Below are 18,002 nucleotides of genomic sequence, written 5' to 3' on the forward strand. Positions count from 1 at the left end.
ATAACTATTACGAGAATGACAGCAACAAAGCATCGGTTACATGCCCTGCTCCCTTCCCTCCTTCTGTGTCTCGGGCTGTTGGGCTTGCCCCTATGGGCCTCCGCCCAGTGGGAGGACAAGCCCTATGTCTATAACGACTATGTGGCTATAGATACGGCCTATCTGAAGTGTGAGTATCGCTATGCTTTTGTGGATAGTGGTAAGACAGATACCCACCTCATGGTACTTCTCGTAGGGAATAAAGCGCAGAAGTTTCAAGGGGATGATGAATATCAAAGGGATTCACTAGGGGTGCTCTTTGACAACAAACCTCATAAGGATAGCTACTTTGTGGCTAGGGAGAAAGGGGTGCCTTTCTTTAGGTCTGGAACTAGATGGTCTGTTTACCTAGATTACCCCAAAGGGAAGGTCTCAATAGCTGATCGAGTGTTCATTGACAACTACCTCTCCGAGGAGCCACTTGAGCCTATCCAGTGGAAGATCAATGAGGACTCAGTGAAGAACCTCATGGGCTATGACTGTATCCAGGCTGAGTGTGATCTGTACGGCCGTCACTGGGTCGTTTGGTATGCCCCGGAGCTACCCTGCTCGTCAGGCCCGTGGCTCTTGCGGGGGCTGCCTGGGCTCATTGTACAGGCCTACGACACCGAGTATCTGCACGACTTCCTCCTACTGAGTGTCGCAGACCGCAAGATCCTTATCCCGTTTAATCTGCTGAACTACTTCAAGTCTGAGCGAGAGAAGGTCATCAAAGCCTATATGAAGTATGCGGCAGATCCCGGCAAGGTCATGATTGGCTCGGGCCTAGTACGTCCCATTGGTAAGGCTGCTGAGGAGCCCTCGCCTCGTCGTCGCTTCCCCTACACACCCCTACGCCGGGTGAGCCTCTGATGAACCTCTGAACTCTGTGAAACCTGTCTAGGAGTCAATCTATAACTATTACGAGAATGACAACAAAGCATCGGTTACATGCCCTGCTCCTTTCCCTCCTTCTGTGCCTCGGGCTGTTGGGGATATATCAGCATTCTTGGGCTCAAAAGGAAGATCGAATTACCTATTATCTTCGCTTTAAGGCTGTAGATACAACCTATCTAAAGTGCGAGTATCGGTATGCCTTTGTGGATAGTGGTAAGACAGATACCCATCTAATGGTGCTCCTAGTAGGGAATAAGGTGCAAAAGTTCCAAGGTGATTTTCGATCTGGTACTAAGTGGTCTGTCTATCTAGGCTACCCCGAAGGCAAAGTATCGATAGCAGATCGAGTGTTCATTGACAACTACCTCTCCGAGGAGCCACTTGAGCCTATCCAGTGGAAGATCAACGAGGACTCAGTGAAGAATCTCATGGGCTACGACTGCATCCAGGCAGAGTGTGACCTATATGGCCGTCACTGGGTCGTATGGTATACTCCAGAGCTGGCTTGCTCGTCGGGGCCGTGGCTCTTGCGGGGCTTACCTGGACTCATTGTACAGGCTTACGACACCGAGTATCTGCACGACTTCCTTCTACTGAGTGTCGCTGACCGCAAGATCCCTATCCCGTTCATTGAGCGGAACTACTTCAAGTCCGAGCGGGAGAAGGTCATCAAAGCCTATATGAAGTATGCGGCAGATCCTGGTAAGGTTATGTTTGGCTCAGGTCTAGTGCGTCCTATAGGCAAGGCTGCTGAGGAACCCTTGCCTCGCCGTCGCTTCCTCTACACGCCCCTACGTCGGGTTACTCCCTAACCCTAAATAGATATTAGCTCCCACATTCAATACCCAGCTACTATGAGGACGATAACAAAACACCCACTACGCCCCCTGTCCCTCTCCCTTCTTCTGTGTCTCGGGTTGCTGGGTTTGCCCCTTCATGCCTCTGCTCAGATGTTCGATAAGCCCTATGTCTATCGTAATTATAAAACTATAGATACGGCCTATCTGAAGTGTGAGTATCGCTATGCCTTTGTGGATAGTGGTAAGACAGATACCCATCTCATGGTACTCCTTGTGGGAAATAAAGCACAGAAGTTTGAAGGAGACGATGACTATCAAAGGGATTCACTAGGGATAATTTTTGATAACAAGCCTTACGAGGAGAGCTATTTTAGGACTAGGGAGAAAGGGGTGCCTTTCAATAGATCTAATATCAAGTGGAAGGTCTATCTAGGTTATCCTGAGGGTAGGGTCTCAATGACGGATCGCGTATTCACCGACAACTACATCTCTGAGGAGCCACTCGAGCCTATCCAGTGGAAGATCAACGAGGACTCGGTGAAGAACCTCATGGGCTACGACTGCATCCAGGCCGAGTGTGATTTGTACGGTCGTCACTGGGTCGTGTGGTATGCTCCTGAGCTGGCTTGCTCGTCAGGACCGTGGCTCTTGCGGGGCTTACCTGGACTCATTGTACAGGCCTACGACACCGAGTACCTGCACGACTTCCTCCTACTGAGTGTCGCTGACCGCAAGATCCCTATCCCGTTCAATCTGCGGAACTACTTCAAGTCTGATCGAGAGAAGGTCATCAAAGCCTATATGAAGTATGCGGCGGATCCCGGCAAGGTCATGCTGGGCTCGGGCTTAGTGCGTCCCATTGGCAAGGCTGCCGAGGAACCCTTGCCTCGCCGTCGCTTCCTCTATACGCCCCTACGTCGGGTTACTCCCTAATCCACCCCCTAATCTATCTACACACTATGCTGCGAAAACTACTCATCCTGCTCCTCTGCCTCTACGGAATCATAAGCCAAGGCTATGCACAAGAGAAGCAGACACAGACACTGAAGGGACGGATACAGAGCAAGGAGGGCCAGCAGCCCCTCTCTGGTGTCATCGTCTTGCTTGAGCGTGTGCCTGCTGAGGGTGAGAAGCCTCGCCAGGTCGCCTATGCTCAGACGGATAATGAGGGCTCCTTTGTCCTCTCTTGGCAGGAGACCAGTGGGGGAGAGGCTCTGCAGCTCCGCCTGAGGCGTATGGGCTACGAGAGCCTGGTTCTGCCCCTTCGCCCCCCTTATGAGTCCCTTACCCTACAGCTAGCCCCTAAGGCTATTGAGCTCCGTCCCGTGCGTGTCAATGCTCCCGCTATCCGAAGTAAGGGAGATACGACGACGTTTAGTGCTCGCCAGCTGAAGACCATCGCAACCAGCACGTTAGAGGACTTGATCAAGCGAGTACCCTCTCTCAATGTCGATGGGCATGGCGTCATCACCTTCCAAGGGAAGCCCATATCGGGAGTGTACATCGAGGGGATGAATATGCTCGGGGGAAGGTATGCGGTGGCTACACGCAACATCAAGGCTGACGACGTCGCAAGTATCGACCTAATCGAACACTTTCAGAAGGTCAAGTTCCTGAGAGATAAGCAGCAGGGTACTGAGACTATCCTCAACGTACATCTGAAGAATAAGAATATGCTTCGCCCCGTAGGTGAACTCCAGGCAGAGGGTGGAGTAGAGGAGGGGACTCCCCGAGAGCCCCTCTATGGGGGCAAGGCTCTTGCCTTGCTGGTGAATAGCCGACTGCAGTTCCTCTCCCTCCTAGGAGCCCATCAGACCCCCGAGGCGATCGCTGCCGAGGGACTCTATCCACCCGAGGAGGGGATGCTGGGGCTCCGCTCCCTAGTGGGTATGGGGGCTCTCTCCACATCTATGGGGCGTGCCGATCTAGGGCATGGAGCTCTAGGGGCTACGATCAACGGGATACACCGACTAGAGGAAGAGGAAGTAACCCTCCGCTACAACTTCGCCTACAGTGCCAAGCGCGCTGCTACCCGGGAGCACAATGCTGTCCGCCTACACCTAGGCGATCAGACGGAGCAGTACGAGGAGCTTCGCCCTGAGCACCGGTTAACCCATCTAGGTCAAGCTGTAATCGACTATACCGCCAACCGCCAGAAGAGCTACCTATCGAGTGTACTCACCCTTGACCTCAACGGGGGAAAGGGCTCTACGGATCTGCTGCGTGATGCTCACCCGATACCTCACAGCCAGTCTTGGCTCTACTATACGCTGAGAGAGCAGTGTACCTGGCGTAGAGAGACGAGTGAGCAGGGGCACCTCAAGCTAGATGGTACGCTGAAGTTCCATGCGATCCCTCGGATGAAGTATGCCGTCCCGACCAGTGGCTATGCCTTCGATGAGTCCCTAGCGGGATACGCCGGATCGGCGACGACCTCCTTTGGCTACAGCCATACGCTCTCCTCACGGATCAGCCTATCGGGTATGGTAGATGTCCTCGCACACTATGGCCAGATCTCGGCTGGGGATCACCTACAGCCTCGGGGTGAGGATGAGGTGAGGGGCGGAGGGCTATCCCTTAGCACGTCGCCGACCTTTAGCTATCAGACCCCGAAGGCTACCCTCTCTCTAGGCCTACCGACGACCCTACTACTGGAGCACTACCGCTATGGGATGGAGGGGGCAAGGAGCTCCTATTCGCTTGTCCGTCTGACCCCGGGAGTATCCCTCGATGCCTCCTATAGCTTCTTCCCAGGACTGAAGCTGACGGGGAGTGGGGGCTATCGGGGGCAGCTCTCTCGTAGCTTGGCGACCTTCCTGCTAGAGCCTCTGAAGACTCGCTACGACACACGTATCTATCAGCGGGTACCTCAGCTACTAGCTCATAGGGAGCTACGGGGAATGCTCTCCCTAGTCTATAGGCGCCCGATGCAGGGACTCTTCTGCAACCTCTCGGTGGGGTGGACACGTAGCTACTCGGAGTATAGCCTAGTGCGTGATGTACAGCATGGGGAGCAGATCTCCAGCGTCACCAGACGGCCCTCGGAGCGGGATACGTGGATGGGGAGCCTCTGGTTCTCTCGCTACTTCCCGGCACTGAATACGACCTTCTCGCTGGTGTCTTCTCTGAACTTTGTGAGCCAGCCAGTCCTGAGACAGGGACGCACCTACGATAGCTTCGGAGGGGGCTATCAGCTACAGCCCCGTATCTCGTTTGCCCCATCGTCCGTGGTCACACTCGATATAGACGGTAGCTACTATATGAGCCATCTGTCCTCTCGCTTCTTCCGTAGCCATGCTGAGACCTGGGGGCTAAGTCCGAAGCTGACCCTACAACCCCTGAAGTACACCTTCCTCGTGCTCTCCTCAGAGTCTACGTGGCTACGTACCGAGGGGCAGCGTCCAGACGATCTTCACTTCCTGGATGTGAGTCTGCGCTACAAGCGCCGTCTCTGGACACTAAGCCTTAGTGCAGAGAACCTCTTGGATGCACGAGAACGCAAGTCGGTGCACTACAACCTTCTTGACGAGTTTGTACGTAGGACATTCCTGCGCCCTCGCTCCATACTGCTGACCTTTAACTACCGTTACTAGTCCTCTGGCGCCCCCTCTATCCCTACAGGGCTAGGAGCGTAGGGACGATGAGTGGGGCTTTATGGCTCACTCCGAGGTATGCCCGCTACCCCTACAGAGGTAGCGGGTATATCCGTCCTAGGGGCATGGAGACAGCAGTGTAGAGGGGGGGAGGGATGTTCTTCGGGGGAGTAAGGAGGCTCTGCGGCAGGTATGGAGGGAGAGAGACAGAGGAGCTAGAGGTGCGAGGGAAAATTAGCTACCTTTGGAGATGCTATCAAGAATGGACTAGAAACTACAGATTTATGATACGAGTACACGAGGTGTGGGATGCCCTAGAGGCGAAGATCCCTTCGGCACTGCAAGAGAGCTATGACAACTGTGGCCTTCAGGTCGGGGATCCCTCGGCCGTAGCTACGGGCGTCCTCTGCTGTGTGGATGTCGCCGAAGCTGTCATCAGAGAGGCTATCGAGCGAGGAGCAAATGTCATCATCGCCCATCACCCCCTTCTATTTAAGGGGCTTAAGCGTATCGGCACCTCGAGCTATATCGAGCGGTGTGTGCGCCTAGCCCTCCAGCATGGGATCAGTATCTATGCCGCCCACACTTCGGCGGACAATGCCCCTGAGGGGCTGAACCACCTGATGGCTCGTGACCTTGGTCTCCAGCAAGTGCGGGTACTAGAGCCTTCGCCGAACCAGCTCGTGGAGCTGGTGACCTTTGTCCCCAGAGCCCATACCGAGGCTGTCTCGGCTACTCTCTGGGAGGCAGGGGCAGGCCGCCTAGGAGCTTACGACAGCTGCAGCTACCGCTCACAGGGTGAGGGGACGTTCCGTGCACTCGATGGGGCGCAGCCCTTTGTGGGGCAAGTGGGTACCCTGCACCGAGAGCCAGAGGATCGGCTGAGCGTCGTCCTACCAGCCTACCTCGAGGGGCGAGTGGAGGAGGCTCTCCTTCGCTCCCATCCCTACGAGACCCCCGCTTATAGCTTTGTAGCTCTGCGGAATCAGGATCGGACTACTGGTAGCGGTATCATCGGCGATCTCCCAGAGCCTCAGCCCCTGCGCACTTTCCTCGCTGAGGTGGAGCGCTACTTCCAGACACGACAGCTACGCTATAGTGTGACGAAGAAGGAGAGCGTAAGTCGAGTAGCCCTATGTGGTGGGGCTGGAGCATTCCTCTGGAGGAAGGCTCGGGCACTAGGTGCCGACATCTTCATCACGGGGGAAGCGAAGTATAATGACTACTTTGACTGCGAGGGGAGTCCCGTCCTCGTCACGGTCGGCCACTACGAGAGCGAAAAGATAGCCTCACGGCTACTAGCGGAAATCATTTCAGCGAAAATAGCTAACTTTGCGGTCTATCAAAGCGAGTTAGACTCCAATCCTATAATAGCGCTATAGAGCATTTTATAATGGCGAAAGAAACAACGAAGAAGACTACAACGGCAGCGAAGAAGACCGTGAAGAGGGCTGAGGTCCCCGCCGTCCAGACCGAGGCGGTCGTCGAGCAGCCCGTCGCTGATCCTGCTGTCAGCTCCCGCGAAGGAAGTGTCGCAGATAAGCTCATCGCACTGAGCCGTCTGCAGGAGACCTTTACCAAGATCGATCATATCAAGACCCTGCGTGGCGAGCTCCCACTAGAAGTGCAGGATCTCGAGGATGAGATCGCAGGGATGGAGACACGTCTAAAGCATCTCGAGGAGGACAACAAGCGGCAGAAGCAAGCCATCGCCACCGAGAAGGCTCGTATCGTGACCTCGGAGGAGAAGATCGAGAAGTACAAGGTACAGCTCGACAATGTCAAGAATAACCGCGAGTACGATAACCTCTCTAAGGAGATCGAATTCCAGGGACTCGAGATCGAGCTCTCCCAGAAGCGTATCAACGAGGGCAACGCAGACATCCAGCAGCGTAGCGAGCGTATCGCCGCCCTCAAGGAGACGATCGCTGAGCGCAAGATCGACCTACAGTCCAAGCAGGAGGAACTAGCTCGTATCAAGAACGAGACGAAGCAAGAGGAAGAAGCTCTACGTGCTGAAGCCATCCGCCTAGAGGAGGGGATCGAGGAGCGTCTCCTACATGCCTTTCGCCGTATCCGTGAGGGTGCTCGTAATGGCCTAGCCGTAGTACCCATTGACCGTGATGCCTGCGGAGGTTGCTTCAATAAGATCCCACCCCAGCGTCAGGTAGACCTGAAGCTCCACAAGAAGATCATCGTCTGCGAATACTGCGGACGTATCCTCGTTGATCCCGAGCTCATCGAGGAGGCTCACGAGCACCAGTAGGCCTATGCCTCATCCGCTCCTCGTGCGGGTCTCGGAGACGATACGGTCTCACCAGCTCCTACCCACTGGGAGGGAGCAGATACATCTTGCCATCAGTGGGGGCGCAGACTCTGTAGCCCTGCTGATGGCTCTTTTAGCTTTAGGCTATGGAGCGCATCTACGGCTCCTGCACTGCGACTTCGCCCTGAGGGGTGAGGAGAGTGACGGGGATGAGGCCTTCGTCCGTAGCCTAGCAGAGCAACACGGCCTTCCCTATCTCGTCCAGCACTTTGATACCCGAGCCTATGTAGCAGCTCACGCAGGAGTCTCGGTGGAGATGGGGGCGAGGGGGCTCCGCTATCGTTGGTTTGCCTCCCTGAGGGATCAGGCGAGGGTGCCTACGGTCACTGCCGTAGCTCATAATGCGGATGACCGGATAGAGACCCTCCTGCTGAACCTCTCGATGGGGACAGGTATACGGGGCATGAGTGGTATGCCTTACCGCAGGGATACGGATGGGATCATTCGTCCCCTAATGGACTGTCCGAGGACACTGGTCTTGGACTATCTCCGCTCTCTTGGTCAGCCCTATCGCGAGGATAGCTCCAACGCAGACCTACGCTATCGGCGTAATCTCATTCGCCACCGCTTAATCCCTTTGCTGGAGGAGCTCAATCCCTCCTTCCGCAGGGCAGCCGAGCGTACTCTGGAGAACCTCCGTGGGGTGGAGACGCTTTACCTAGAGCGGGTAGAGGAGCTTCGGCGGGAGCTCCTCACAGAGCGAGGCGAGATCAGTGTGCCCGGTATCCTCGGCACCTCAGCTCCACAGACGCTACTCTACGAACTCCTTCACCCCTATGGCTTCTCACGGGAGCTCGTCCTACAGATCCACTCGCAGCTAAGAGAGGGGACTGCAGGAGCTACCTTTCACAGCGCTGGGTACACCCTGGTGCGGGGAAGTGAGTATCTGGAGCTAAGGCCACGAGACAAAGAGGTCACTGCCTATCGGGAGACCATCGATATAGCTCAGGGGGGAGAGCTAATACTTCCCTCGGGCTCTGTACTCAGGTGGGAAGTCTATCCTAGTCCCGAGAATCATCGTAGCCTCCTTCCTCTGCCCCCTAATGAAGCTCTCTATGACTACGAGGCATTGGGGGTGACAGAGCTCTTGATCCGCAGACGCGAGGAGGGGGATGCCCTCTATCCCTATGGTATGAAGGGGCGCAAGCTCCTCCGCCGTATCTTCATCGATGGCAAGTATAGCCACCGAGATCGGGCAGAGGCACTGCTTCTCGTCCGAGGAGATCAGATCCTTTGGCTCATTGGGCACGTCCCCGATCGTCGGTATGCCCTGTCAGCAGAGACCAAGCAGGTCCTGCACCTTCGCCTAAGCAGCCCTCTTGGAGAAGAGAGGGATAGGGAGGAAGAGTAGGGTAGGGAGCTATCCCCCTAGAAAGTGTACCTTTGTCCCTCCCAAGGTTGATTATAAGCAGAATAAATAAAGCATAGAACGAGTATGTCGATCATACAATCCCTACAGCAGTCTGCGATGGAGGCTGTAGAAGCCCTCTACGGACAGCAGGTCAGTGCCACACAGCTTCAGCTACAGCGGACACGTAGCGAGTTCGAGGGGCAGTGGACACTTGTTACCTTTCCCCTATTGAAGATCTCACGAAAGAGCCCAGAGGCAACAGCACAGGAGCTCGGGAGCTATCTGCTGGAGCACTCGCCACTGGTGAGCTCGGTGCAGGTCGTTAAGGGCTTTCTGAACCTTACGATTGCCCCCTCCGCTTGGCTTGAGGAGCTGAATAGCATTCGCCACGAGGAGCACTATGGGCATGTCCAGGCAGGTGCTGATGCGCCCTTTGTCATGGTAGAGTATTCATCGCCTAACACCAATAAGCCGCTCCACCTAGGCCATATCCGCAACAACCTCCTCGGCTATAGTATTGCCAAGATCCTAGAGGCTACGGGGAACAAAGTCTTCAAGACAAATATCGTCAATGACCGAGGTATCCATATCTGTAAGTCGATGCTTGCGTGGATGCGTTGGGGCAATGGCGCCACTCCAGAGAGTACGGGTAAGAAGGGAGACCATCTGATCGGGGACTTCTATGTGCTCTTCGACAAGCACTACAAGGCCGAGGTAGCTGCCCTCATCTCCGAGGGCAAGAGCCAGGAGGAAGCCGAGGCTGCCTCCCCCCTCATGGCCGAGGCTCGTGCCCTGCTCCGTCGCTGGGAAGAAGGCGATGAGGAGGTGGTGAGCCTCTGGCGCATGATGAACTCATGGGTCTACGCAGGCTTCGATGAGACATACCGTCGTCTAGGGGTAAGCTTTGACGAGATCTACTATGAGTCTCTGACCTATCTCCTAGGCAAGGAAGAGGTACTCCGTGGACTCAACGAAGGGCTCTTCGTACAGGACCCTGATGGTTCTGTATGGGCGGACTTCACCAGCGAAGGGTTGGATAGGAAGATCCTCCTTCGCTCTGATGGCACCTCTGTCTACATCACGCAGGACATTGGTACTGCGAAGATGCGCTTTGATAAGTATCCCATCGATAAGATGGTCTATGTCGTGGGTAACGAGCAGGAGTATCACTTCAAGGTGCTCTCCCTACTCCTTGACCGCCTAGGCTATGCCTTCGGCAAGGGACTTGTACACTTTAGCTATGGGATGGTAGAGCTACCCAATGGCAAGATGAAGAGTCGTGAGGGTACCGTCGTGGATGCCGATGACCTGATGGACGAGATGACTCAGACGGCGCTCACCATCGCTCACGAGCAGGGTAAGGCCAGCGATATGTCCCCCGAAGAGGCTCAGGAGGTAGCTCGCCGTGTCGGGCTCGGTTCACTCAAGTACTTTATCCTAAAGGTAGACCCTAGGAAGAATATGGTCTTCAACCCTGAGGAAAGTATTGACTTCAATGGCAACACGGGCTCATTCATCCAGTACACCTACGCTCGTATCTGTAGCGTGATCCGTAGGGCTGAGGAAAAGGGACTCGGTACGATCCCAGAGGTCCTACCCACAGATCTCCCCCTCTCGAGTAAGGAGATCTCCTTGATCTCTAAAATCACAGACTACCCCGAGGTGGTACAAGAGGCTGGACGCACCTTCAGCCCAGCCGTCATCGCGAGCTACGTCTATGATCTGGTGAAGGAGTACAACCAGTTCTACCACGACCACTCTATGCTCCATGAGCCGGATGCCTCACTGCGTTCGTTCCGCCTAGCTCTCTCCTCTGTGGTAGCTCGTACGATCGCCTCTGCCTTCGGTCTACTAGGGATCGAGATGCCTGATAGGATGTAGCGTTGGTCGAATTTTGTTACCTTTGTGCGTGAGGTAGGGCAAAGAAGCCCTACTAAAGGTCACTCACAAGCGTATCAATGACACTGAGGTCTCTGCTCCTCGGGAGCAACCAAAGATATAGAAAGCCGTATGTCAAGCTCTGCTTGGTAGACGGCTTTTCTCTTTATAATACCTTTGCTGACCGATCTTCATCACCTTACATATAGATAAAGCCCAATGCAAGAGTACAAGCATGCGACACTGCTCCTAGATGATGGTAGCCGATTCGAGGGATATTCCTTCGGCTACGAAGCTTCAGTAGCTGGGGAGGTGGTCTTCACTACCGCCATGACTGGCTACACAGAGAGCTTCACCGACCCCAGCTATAGGGGTCAGATCCTCGTGATGACCTATCCCCTAGTGGGGAACTATGGGGTACCCTCCTCGGAGCGGGATGCTCACGGGATCGCACTCTACAGAGAGAGCGATCGGATCCATCCCCTAGGGATCGTGGTCTCGGACTACTCAGAGGAGCATAGCCACTGGAATGCAGAGGACTCCCTGGGACACTGGCTCCGTCAGGAGCATGTCTTCGGACTCACGGGGGTAGATACCCGCGAGCTCGCCAAGACGCTGCGGGAGAAAGGCTCGATGCGAGGTAAGATCCTCCTAGAGGGAGCCGAAGATATTCCCTTCGAAGACCCCAACGTACGTAACCTCGTAGCTGAGGCCTCACCCAAGGAGGTCACGATCTACGGCAATGGTCCGAAGAAAGTGGTGCTCGTGGACTGCGGAGCGAAGAACAACATCGTGCGCAACCTCATTCGTCCCGAGGTCACACTCTACCGTGTCCCCTGGGACTATGACTTCAACCAAATAGACTTCGATGGTCTCTTCATCTCCAACGGCCCTGGCGACCCCAATATGTGTCAGGTGACGGTAGAGCATATCCGCCGTGCCTTCGAGAGGAAGAAGCCCATCTGCGGTATCTGCATGGGGAACCAGCTCCTAGCGGCAGCTGCTGGGGCTCGAGTCACCAAGATGAAGTATGGGCATCGTAGCCATAACCAGCCCGTACGGGAGGTCGGTACGACCCGATGCTACATCACTAGCCAGAACCACGGCTACGCTGTCGATACCTCCACGCTTGGCGAGGGCTGGAGAGAGAAGTACGTCAACCTCAATGATGGTACGAACGAAGGGATCTGCCACGAGACGCTACCCTTCTTCTCTGCTCAGTTCCACCCCGAGGCTTGCAGTGGGCCTACCGATACGGTCTTCATCTTTGACGAATTCCTAAGCCTCCTCTAATCCCCTAAATACAGATAGACGATGATCGACAAGAACAAGATACAGAAGGTGCTGCTCCTCGGATCAGGAGCTCTGAAGATAGGTGAGGCTGGGGAGTTTGACTACTCAGGCTCGCAGGCGCTGAAGGCTCTACGAGAGGAGGGGATACACACCGTCCTCGTGAACCCCAATATCGCTACCGTACAGACCTCCGAGGGGATAGCCGATGAGATCTACTTCCTCCCCGTCACTCCCTTCTTTATCGAGAAGGTGATCGAGAAGGAGCGTCCACAGGGGATCCTCCTTGCCTTCGGTGGGCAGACGGCGCTTAACTGTGGGGTGGCTCTCCATCAGAGTGGTGTCCTAGATCGCTTCGGTGTAGAGGTGCTTGGTACCCCCGTAGAGGCGATTATGAATACCGAGGATCGTGACCTATTTGCCCGCAAGCTTGACGAGATCAATGTCAAGACGATCCAGAGCCACGCTGTGGAGTGTGTCGAGGATGCCCGCCGTGCAGCCTCTTCGCTAGGCTACCCAGTGATCATCCGTGCAGCCTATGCCCTAGGAGGGCTCGGGAGTGGCTTCTGTGACAACGAGCAGGAGCTAGATGAGCTGTGTAGCAAGGCCTTTGCCTTCTCCCCACAGGTGCTCGTAGAGAAGAGCCTCAAGGGGTGGAAGGAAGTCGAGTACGAGGTCGTGCGTGACTGCTATGATAACTGCATCACGGTCTGTAATATGGAGAACTTCGACCCCCTCGGTATCCACACCGGGGAGAGTATCGTCGTAGCTCCCTCTCAGACCCTAACCAATAATGAGTACCACAAGCTCCGAGAGATCGCTATCCGCATCGTCCGCCACATCGGGATCGTCGGGGAGTGTAATGTCCAGTACGCCCTAGACCCCGATAGCGAAGATTACCGAGTGATCGAGGTCAATGCCCGTCTGTCTCGCTCCTCTGCGCTAGCCTCCAAGGCTACGGGCTACCCACTGGCCTTCGTAGCTGCTAAGCTAGGGCTCGGCTATGGCCTCTTTGAGCTCAAGAATTCGGTCACACGTACCACTCCTGCTTTCTTTGAGCCAGCACTGGACTATGTCGTCTGTAAGATCCCTCGTTGGGACCTAGGTAAGTTCCATGGTGTGTCCCGTGAGCTAGGCAGTAGCATGAAGTCCGTGGGCGAAGTAATGGCCATCGGACGTACCTTCGAGGAAGCTATCCAGAAGGGGCTACGTATGATCGGCCAAGGAATGCATGGCTTCGTCAGCAATAGCACCAAGGAGATAGCCAGCTCCGAGCTAGATCGTGCTCTGAGTGCACCTACCGACACACGTATCTTTGCGATCAGCCAGGCGCTACGCTCTGGCTACACAGTAGAGCAGGTGCACCAGCTGACCAAGATCGACCGCTGGTTCCTCGATAAGCTACAGAGCATCGTCCGTACTTCTCTCCGCCTAGCAGAGACGGACGCCATAGCAGACCTGTCGAAGGAACTCCTCCTACATGCCAAGCGTCAGGGCTTCTCGGACTTCCAGATCGCACGCTTTGTCCTGAACAAGCACGGTGAGCGAGCTCGTGACGAGCAGGCCCTAGAGGTACGCTCCCTGCGTAAGAAGCTTGGTGTCCTCCCCGTAGTCAAGCAGATCGATACCCTCGCTGCCGAATACCCAGCCGAGACGAACTACCTCTATCTCACCTACAGCGGTACGGCCAACGACATCTCCTACGAAGCCGATGGTCGCTCTGTCGTCGTCCTGGGCTCGGGGGCATATCGTATCGGTAGTTCGGTAGAGTTCGACTGGTGTGGGGTGAATGCCCTACAGACCATCCGAGAGCAGGGGCTACGCTCGGTGATGATCAACTACAACCCCGAGACCGTCAGCACGGACTACGACATCACCGATCGTCTCTACTTCGATGAGCTGACCCTAGAGCGTGTCCTAGACATCCTCGACCTCGAGACTCCACGTGGGGTCATCCTCTCTACGGGTGGACAGATACCGAATAACCTCGCCCTCAAGCTCCATGCGCAGCAGATCCCGATCCTCGGGACGCAGGCAGAGGATATCGACAATGCGGAGGATAGGCATAAGTTCTCCGCTATGCTCGACCGCCTCGGCATCGACCAGCCCCGCTGGAGAGAGCTCACCTCGCTGTCTGATATAGATAGCTTCATCGCAGAGGTTGGCTTCCCCGTACTCGTCCGTCCTAGCTACGTCCTATCAGGGGCAGCTATGAACGTCTGCTCCAATGCCGAGGAGCTCTATCGCTTCCTCGAGCTCGCTGCCGAGGTCTCTAAGGAGCACCCTGTCGTCGTGAGCCAATTCATCGAGCACGCCAAGGAGGTAGAGATCGATGCCGTCGCACAGCGTGGCGAGATCATCGCCTATGCGATCAGTGAGCATATCGAGTTCGCTGGAGTCCACTCGGGCGATGCGACGATCCAGTTCCCTGGGCAGAAGCTCTATGTGGAGACTGTTCGCCGTATCAAGCGTATCAGTCGTCAGATCGCAGAGGCTCTGCATATATCGGGGCCCTTCAACATCCAATTCCTCGCCAAGGGCAACGAGATCAAGGTCATCGAGTGTAACCTAAGAGCCTCCCGCAGCTTCCCCTTCGTGAGCAAGGTGCTGAAGATTAACTTTATCGAGCTAGCTACCCGCATCATGCTCGGTCAGCAAGTCGAGAAGCCGAATAAGAGTGCCTTCGACCTAGACTATGTGGGGATCAAGGCCTCGCAGTTCTCCTTCGCTCGTCTACAGAAGGCTGACCCCGTCCTCGGTGTGGACATGATGAGCACCGGCGAGGTGGGCTGTCTAGGCGATGATACGAACGAGGCGATCCTCAAGTCTATGCTCTCCGTGGGCTATCGTATCCCCGAGCGTTCTGTCCTGCTCTCTACTGGGGGCTATAAGCAGAAGGTGGATATGCTCGATGCTGCACACCTCCTCCACGAGCGGGGCTATACGCTCTATGCTACGCAGGGGACGCACGACATGCTCGCTGAGAATGGTATTCCCTCCACGCTGGTCTTTTGGCCTACGGATGAGGGACGGCACCCTCAGGCTCTAGACCTCCTGCACGAGAAGAAGATCGATATGGTCGTCAATATCAACAAGAACCTTACTGCAGGTGAGCTGACCAACGGCTATCGCCTACGTCGTGCTGCCATTGACCTCAATATCCCCTTGCTTACGAATGCTCGTCTAGCCTCGGCCTTCATCACGGCCTTCTGTACCCTTCCGCTGGAGGGGCTCCAGATCAAGAGCTGGCGCGAGTACCGCTAAGACTCAAACGCAACCCCAATAAGCACTACGGGCGAGAAGGCTCCTCCAGCCTTCCCGCCCGTAGCTTTTCCCCCGAGCTGGGAGAGTGTATCGTTAGGGTCGTGTTAGGTGTCATTAGATGGTAAGAGAGGCCATCCCCCGAGATCTGGGGATGGCCTCTCTTCGTATAAAGTGTATGGAAGGAAGATGTTATTCGTCGAGCTCTTCGCCGTTGTCTAGGAGCTCCTTGTGGAAGGCTTCGTCGGCTAGGATGTCAGCGAAGTTGGACTCTGTCTCAGCCTTGAAGACGAGGAAGTTCTCCTGCTTGACAGCTCTGCGTAGGGCTTCACGAGCCTCTTCGATATTCTTCTGACGAGCGTAACAGAGAGCCTTGAGGTACTCTACCTTACCCGTTGGGTTCAGCTGGCTAAGTACGATGAGTGCACGTTCGTCATCACCCATAGCAGCGAAGGCGACAGCAGCGTTGTAGTCTGGATACTTGCGGAATATCTCCAGAGCGGCTCGGTAGTCACGTGCCGCCATGCGGTCGAGCCCCTGCTGGTATTCCTTAGCGGACTCCTCGGTATCGCTCCAGCGCTCGATGAGTGTGGGGTCTACGAGGTCGTTGATCCCAGAGATTACATAGCTCAGGGTATCTACTCCTCGCTGAGCCCAGGTACTCTTGTCGGTAGCTACCACACGGGTCTCGATGAAGAGCTGGATCTTCTTCTGGATCTGGGGCGTCACGTCGATATCCTGACTGTAGAGATAGGCGAAGGTCTTATTCGGTGTGATCGTCTCGTCTAGGTGTGCGCTATCCACTGGGGGGAAGTTCACGATATGCCTCTGGTAGGCTTCGTGGTTCTTGATCCGGTCCTCGTTACGAGCGATCGCGCGGAAGTCATAGGTGTGCTGAGAGATCTCTAGGGAGTCACGCTCCGACAGAGACTTATTCTCCAGAGAGTCTACTGTGAGGCCTCTCTTATAGATGTCTCGGAAGCCTACAGGGATATTCTTCAGGTCGATATTACGATCCTTGCGGGCGAGATACTTCTCCTCACGCTGTGGGGTGTAGGTAGAGCGGAAGCGTCCACGGATCCCGGTGGAGTCCTTGCCGGCGAGGTTCACCTGATAGCTATTACGTAGCATCTCGAGGGCCTTCTTGTGGTAGTGCTCGTCGTAGGAGCCCTTGACCTTAGCGTTGTACTGGAAGTAGCGTTCCTCCATCTTGCGGCGCCAAGCCTCGTAGTTCAGCAGGCGCTTGAGCTGGCTCTTGTACTCGAAGAAGTAGTCGTCCTGGATGTGCTTGACGGCGACCTTGTACTTCTTCATGTCAAAGAAGACGCTATCGTAGCGAGAGGAGTCTACGAGGCTCTTCTCGAAGGCAGCGAAGTTCTTCAGCTCCTGATCCTGGACCTTCTTGAACTCCTTACCCTTTAGGACGATCGGAGCGAGTTGGAAGATCGTATCTCCGCTGGTGACCGTAGGAGTAACGACGACCTGATAGCGATCATCCATGAATGCCTTAGGGATATTGACCAGGAAGGTGAGGTTCACCTTCCCCTGGCGTAGGGTAGAGATCTTCACTCGGGGGCGCTCAGCGGTGATGGTTACCCCTTGTAGGTTGAAGGTCTTCAGTCCGTCATTCTTAGTGGCGGTAGTATCGACCTTGGGGCGAGCTATAGTATCTACTTTCTTCTGATAGGAGACGATCTCGGAGAGCTGGCCTACGCTATTTGCCTTCTCCTCCTTCTCTGTGGGGAGGAGCGCCTGAGGCCTATGAGCCTGATAGAAGAGCTTCTTAGTCATAGGCTGGGCACAGGAGGCGAGCGCGACCACGATCAAGAAGCTAGCTATACGTGGTGCGATTCTTATTGATTTCATATAGGGTAAATATTAAGGCACGTAGACGATACTGAGGGACATGCGGGTCGGGAGGATGAGTGTACGACTGAGGTCTTTCCGGATGACCACATCCTTGTCATTGAGGAGGTCGTAGCGGGTGCGTATCACTGATCCCCCTAGCTCTACTTCAATATTCCAATGCTTTGATAATTCATGAGAATAGCCAGCCGACAGACCACCACCATAGTAGTAGCCCTTGGAGTAGTTGGGATCGAACTTGTCGGACCCGAACTTGTAGAGGGAGGCTATTCCATTTACGCCAAAGAAGATCCCCCGGTTGTAGGTACCCTTCGTCCAGTAGCGGAAGCTGGGCGTGAAGGTAATATTCTCCGAATGGGTGACTTTACTGAAGCTCAGACGCTCGTTAGACCCGTAGACTCCGTGGTTGTAAAGTGTGTGTATCATACCCGCAGGCATCGGGAGAGCGTACTTGAAGGGGCGAACCTGCATCGAGAGGTGCAGGGAGAGTCTAGGTCCAAGACCTATGGATGGCTCAATGTTGATATTCCCCAGTGCTAGGGAAGGTACATTCGTGCTGATACCAAAGCTCTGAGCCCGAACGATAGATGCGCTACTCAGCAAGACCAGGATAACGCATAGGAATAGATGTCTTCTCATTTATCTAGAGTTATTTAATCATTAACGAACCGGCTTCTTTGGTGTGGTGTGGTGCACATGAGCCGGCGAACAAAGATACGAAT

12 protein-coding genes are annotated in these 18,002 nt (G+C 55.1%); 10 read left to right on the forward strand and 2 right to left on the reverse strand.

What is annotated here, in order from left to right:
* The first annotated feature begins 15 nt into the window (after nt 1–15).
* The 10 genes from QZ170_RS03770 (at nt 16) to carB (ending at nt 15,417) form a co-directional block, all read left to right on the forward strand.
* A complete protein-coding gene (locus QZ170_RS03770; RefSeq protein WP_297177337.1) occupies nt 16–891 on the forward strand; it encodes a GLPGLI family protein in 876 nt (291 codons plus the stop codon).
* Nucleotides 892–947: 56 nt separating this feature from the next.
* Entirely contained in the window at nt 948–1,727 is a 780-nt protein-coding gene (locus QZ170_RS03775) for a GLPGLI family protein (protein WP_297177339.1), read from the forward strand.
* A gap of 138 nt (nt 1,728–1,865) precedes the next feature.
* Nucleotides 1,866–2,648, forward strand: a complete 783-nt coding sequence (locus tag QZ170_RS03780; RefSeq protein WP_297177343.1) for a GLPGLI family protein — start codon at nt 1,866–1,868, stop codon at nt 2,646–2,648.
* A 26-nt stretch (nt 2,649–2,674) separates the two neighbouring features.
* Nucleotides 2,675–5,308 (forward strand): hypothetical protein, encoded by a 2,634-nt coding sequence (locus QZ170_RS03785; protein WP_297177346.1) that lies wholly within the window; start codon nt 2,675–2,677, stop codon nt 5,306–5,308.
* A gap of 284 nt (nt 5,309–5,592) precedes the next feature.
* Nucleotides 5,593–6,690 carry a Nif3-like dinuclear metal center hexameric protein gene (locus QZ170_RS03790; RefSeq protein ID WP_297177349.1) on the forward strand — a complete coding sequence of 366 codons (1,098 nt, stop codon included), beginning with the start codon at nt 5,593–5,595 and terminating at the stop codon, nt 6,688–6,690.
* Between the two features lie 11 nt (nt 6,691–6,701).
* Nucleotides 6,702–7,574 (forward strand): C4-type zinc ribbon domain-containing protein, encoded by an 873-nt coding sequence (locus tag QZ170_RS03795; protein ID WP_297177352.1) that lies wholly within the window; start codon nt 6,702–6,704, stop codon nt 7,572–7,574.
* A gap of 4 nt (nt 7,575–7,578) precedes the next feature.
* Complete coding sequence (gene tilS, locus QZ170_RS03800; protein WP_297177356.1) at nt 7,579–8,985, forward strand: tRNA lysidine(34) synthetase TilS; 1,407 nt, start codon at nt 7,579–7,581, stop codon at nt 8,983–8,985.
* A gap of 84 nt (nt 8,986–9,069) precedes the next feature.
* Nucleotides 9,070–10,866 carry an arginine--tRNA ligase gene (argS, locus tag QZ170_RS03805; protein ID WP_297177359.1) on the forward strand — a complete coding sequence of 599 codons (1,797 nt, stop codon included), beginning with the start codon at nt 9,070–9,072 and terminating at the stop codon, nt 10,864–10,866.
* 216 nt (nt 10,867–11,082) lie between these two features.
* Complete coding sequence (gene carA, locus QZ170_RS03810; protein ID WP_297177362.1) at nt 11,083–12,156, forward strand: glutamine-hydrolyzing carbamoyl-phosphate synthase small subunit; 1,074 nt, start codon at nt 11,083–11,085, stop codon at nt 12,154–12,156.
* 21 nt (nt 12,157–12,177) lie between these two features.
* Nucleotides 12,178–15,417, forward strand: a complete 3,240-nt coding sequence (gene carB / locus QZ170_RS03815) for a carbamoyl-phosphate synthase (glutamine-hydrolyzing) large subunit (RefSeq protein ID WP_297177365.1) — start codon at nt 12,178–12,180, stop codon at nt 15,415–15,417.
* Between the two features lie 189 nt (nt 15,418–15,606).
* Here carB and QZ170_RS03820 read toward each other — a convergent pair whose 3' ends face one another.
* Together QZ170_RS03820 and QZ170_RS03825 are read right to left on the reverse strand one after the other, a co-directional pair.
* Nucleotides 15,607–17,280 (reverse strand): tetratricopeptide repeat protein, encoded by a 1,674-nt coding sequence (locus QZ170_RS03820; RefSeq protein WP_297177367.1) that lies wholly within the window; start codon nt 17,278–17,280, stop codon nt 15,607–15,609.
* 12 nt (nt 17,281–17,292) lie between these two features.
* The gene (locus QZ170_RS03825; RefSeq protein ID WP_297177370.1) at nt 17,293–17,919 is read right to left on the reverse strand and encodes a DUF3575 domain-containing protein; all 627 of its coding nucleotides are present in this window, start codon (nt 17,917–17,919) and stop codon (nt 17,293–17,295) included.
* Nucleotides 17,920–18,002: the final 83 nt, after the last annotated feature.

The organism is uncultured Porphyromonas sp. (assembly GCF_905372525.1).
Taxonomy (GTDB): Bacteria; Bacteroidota; Bacteroidia; order Bacteroidales; family Porphyromonadaceae; genus Porphyromonas.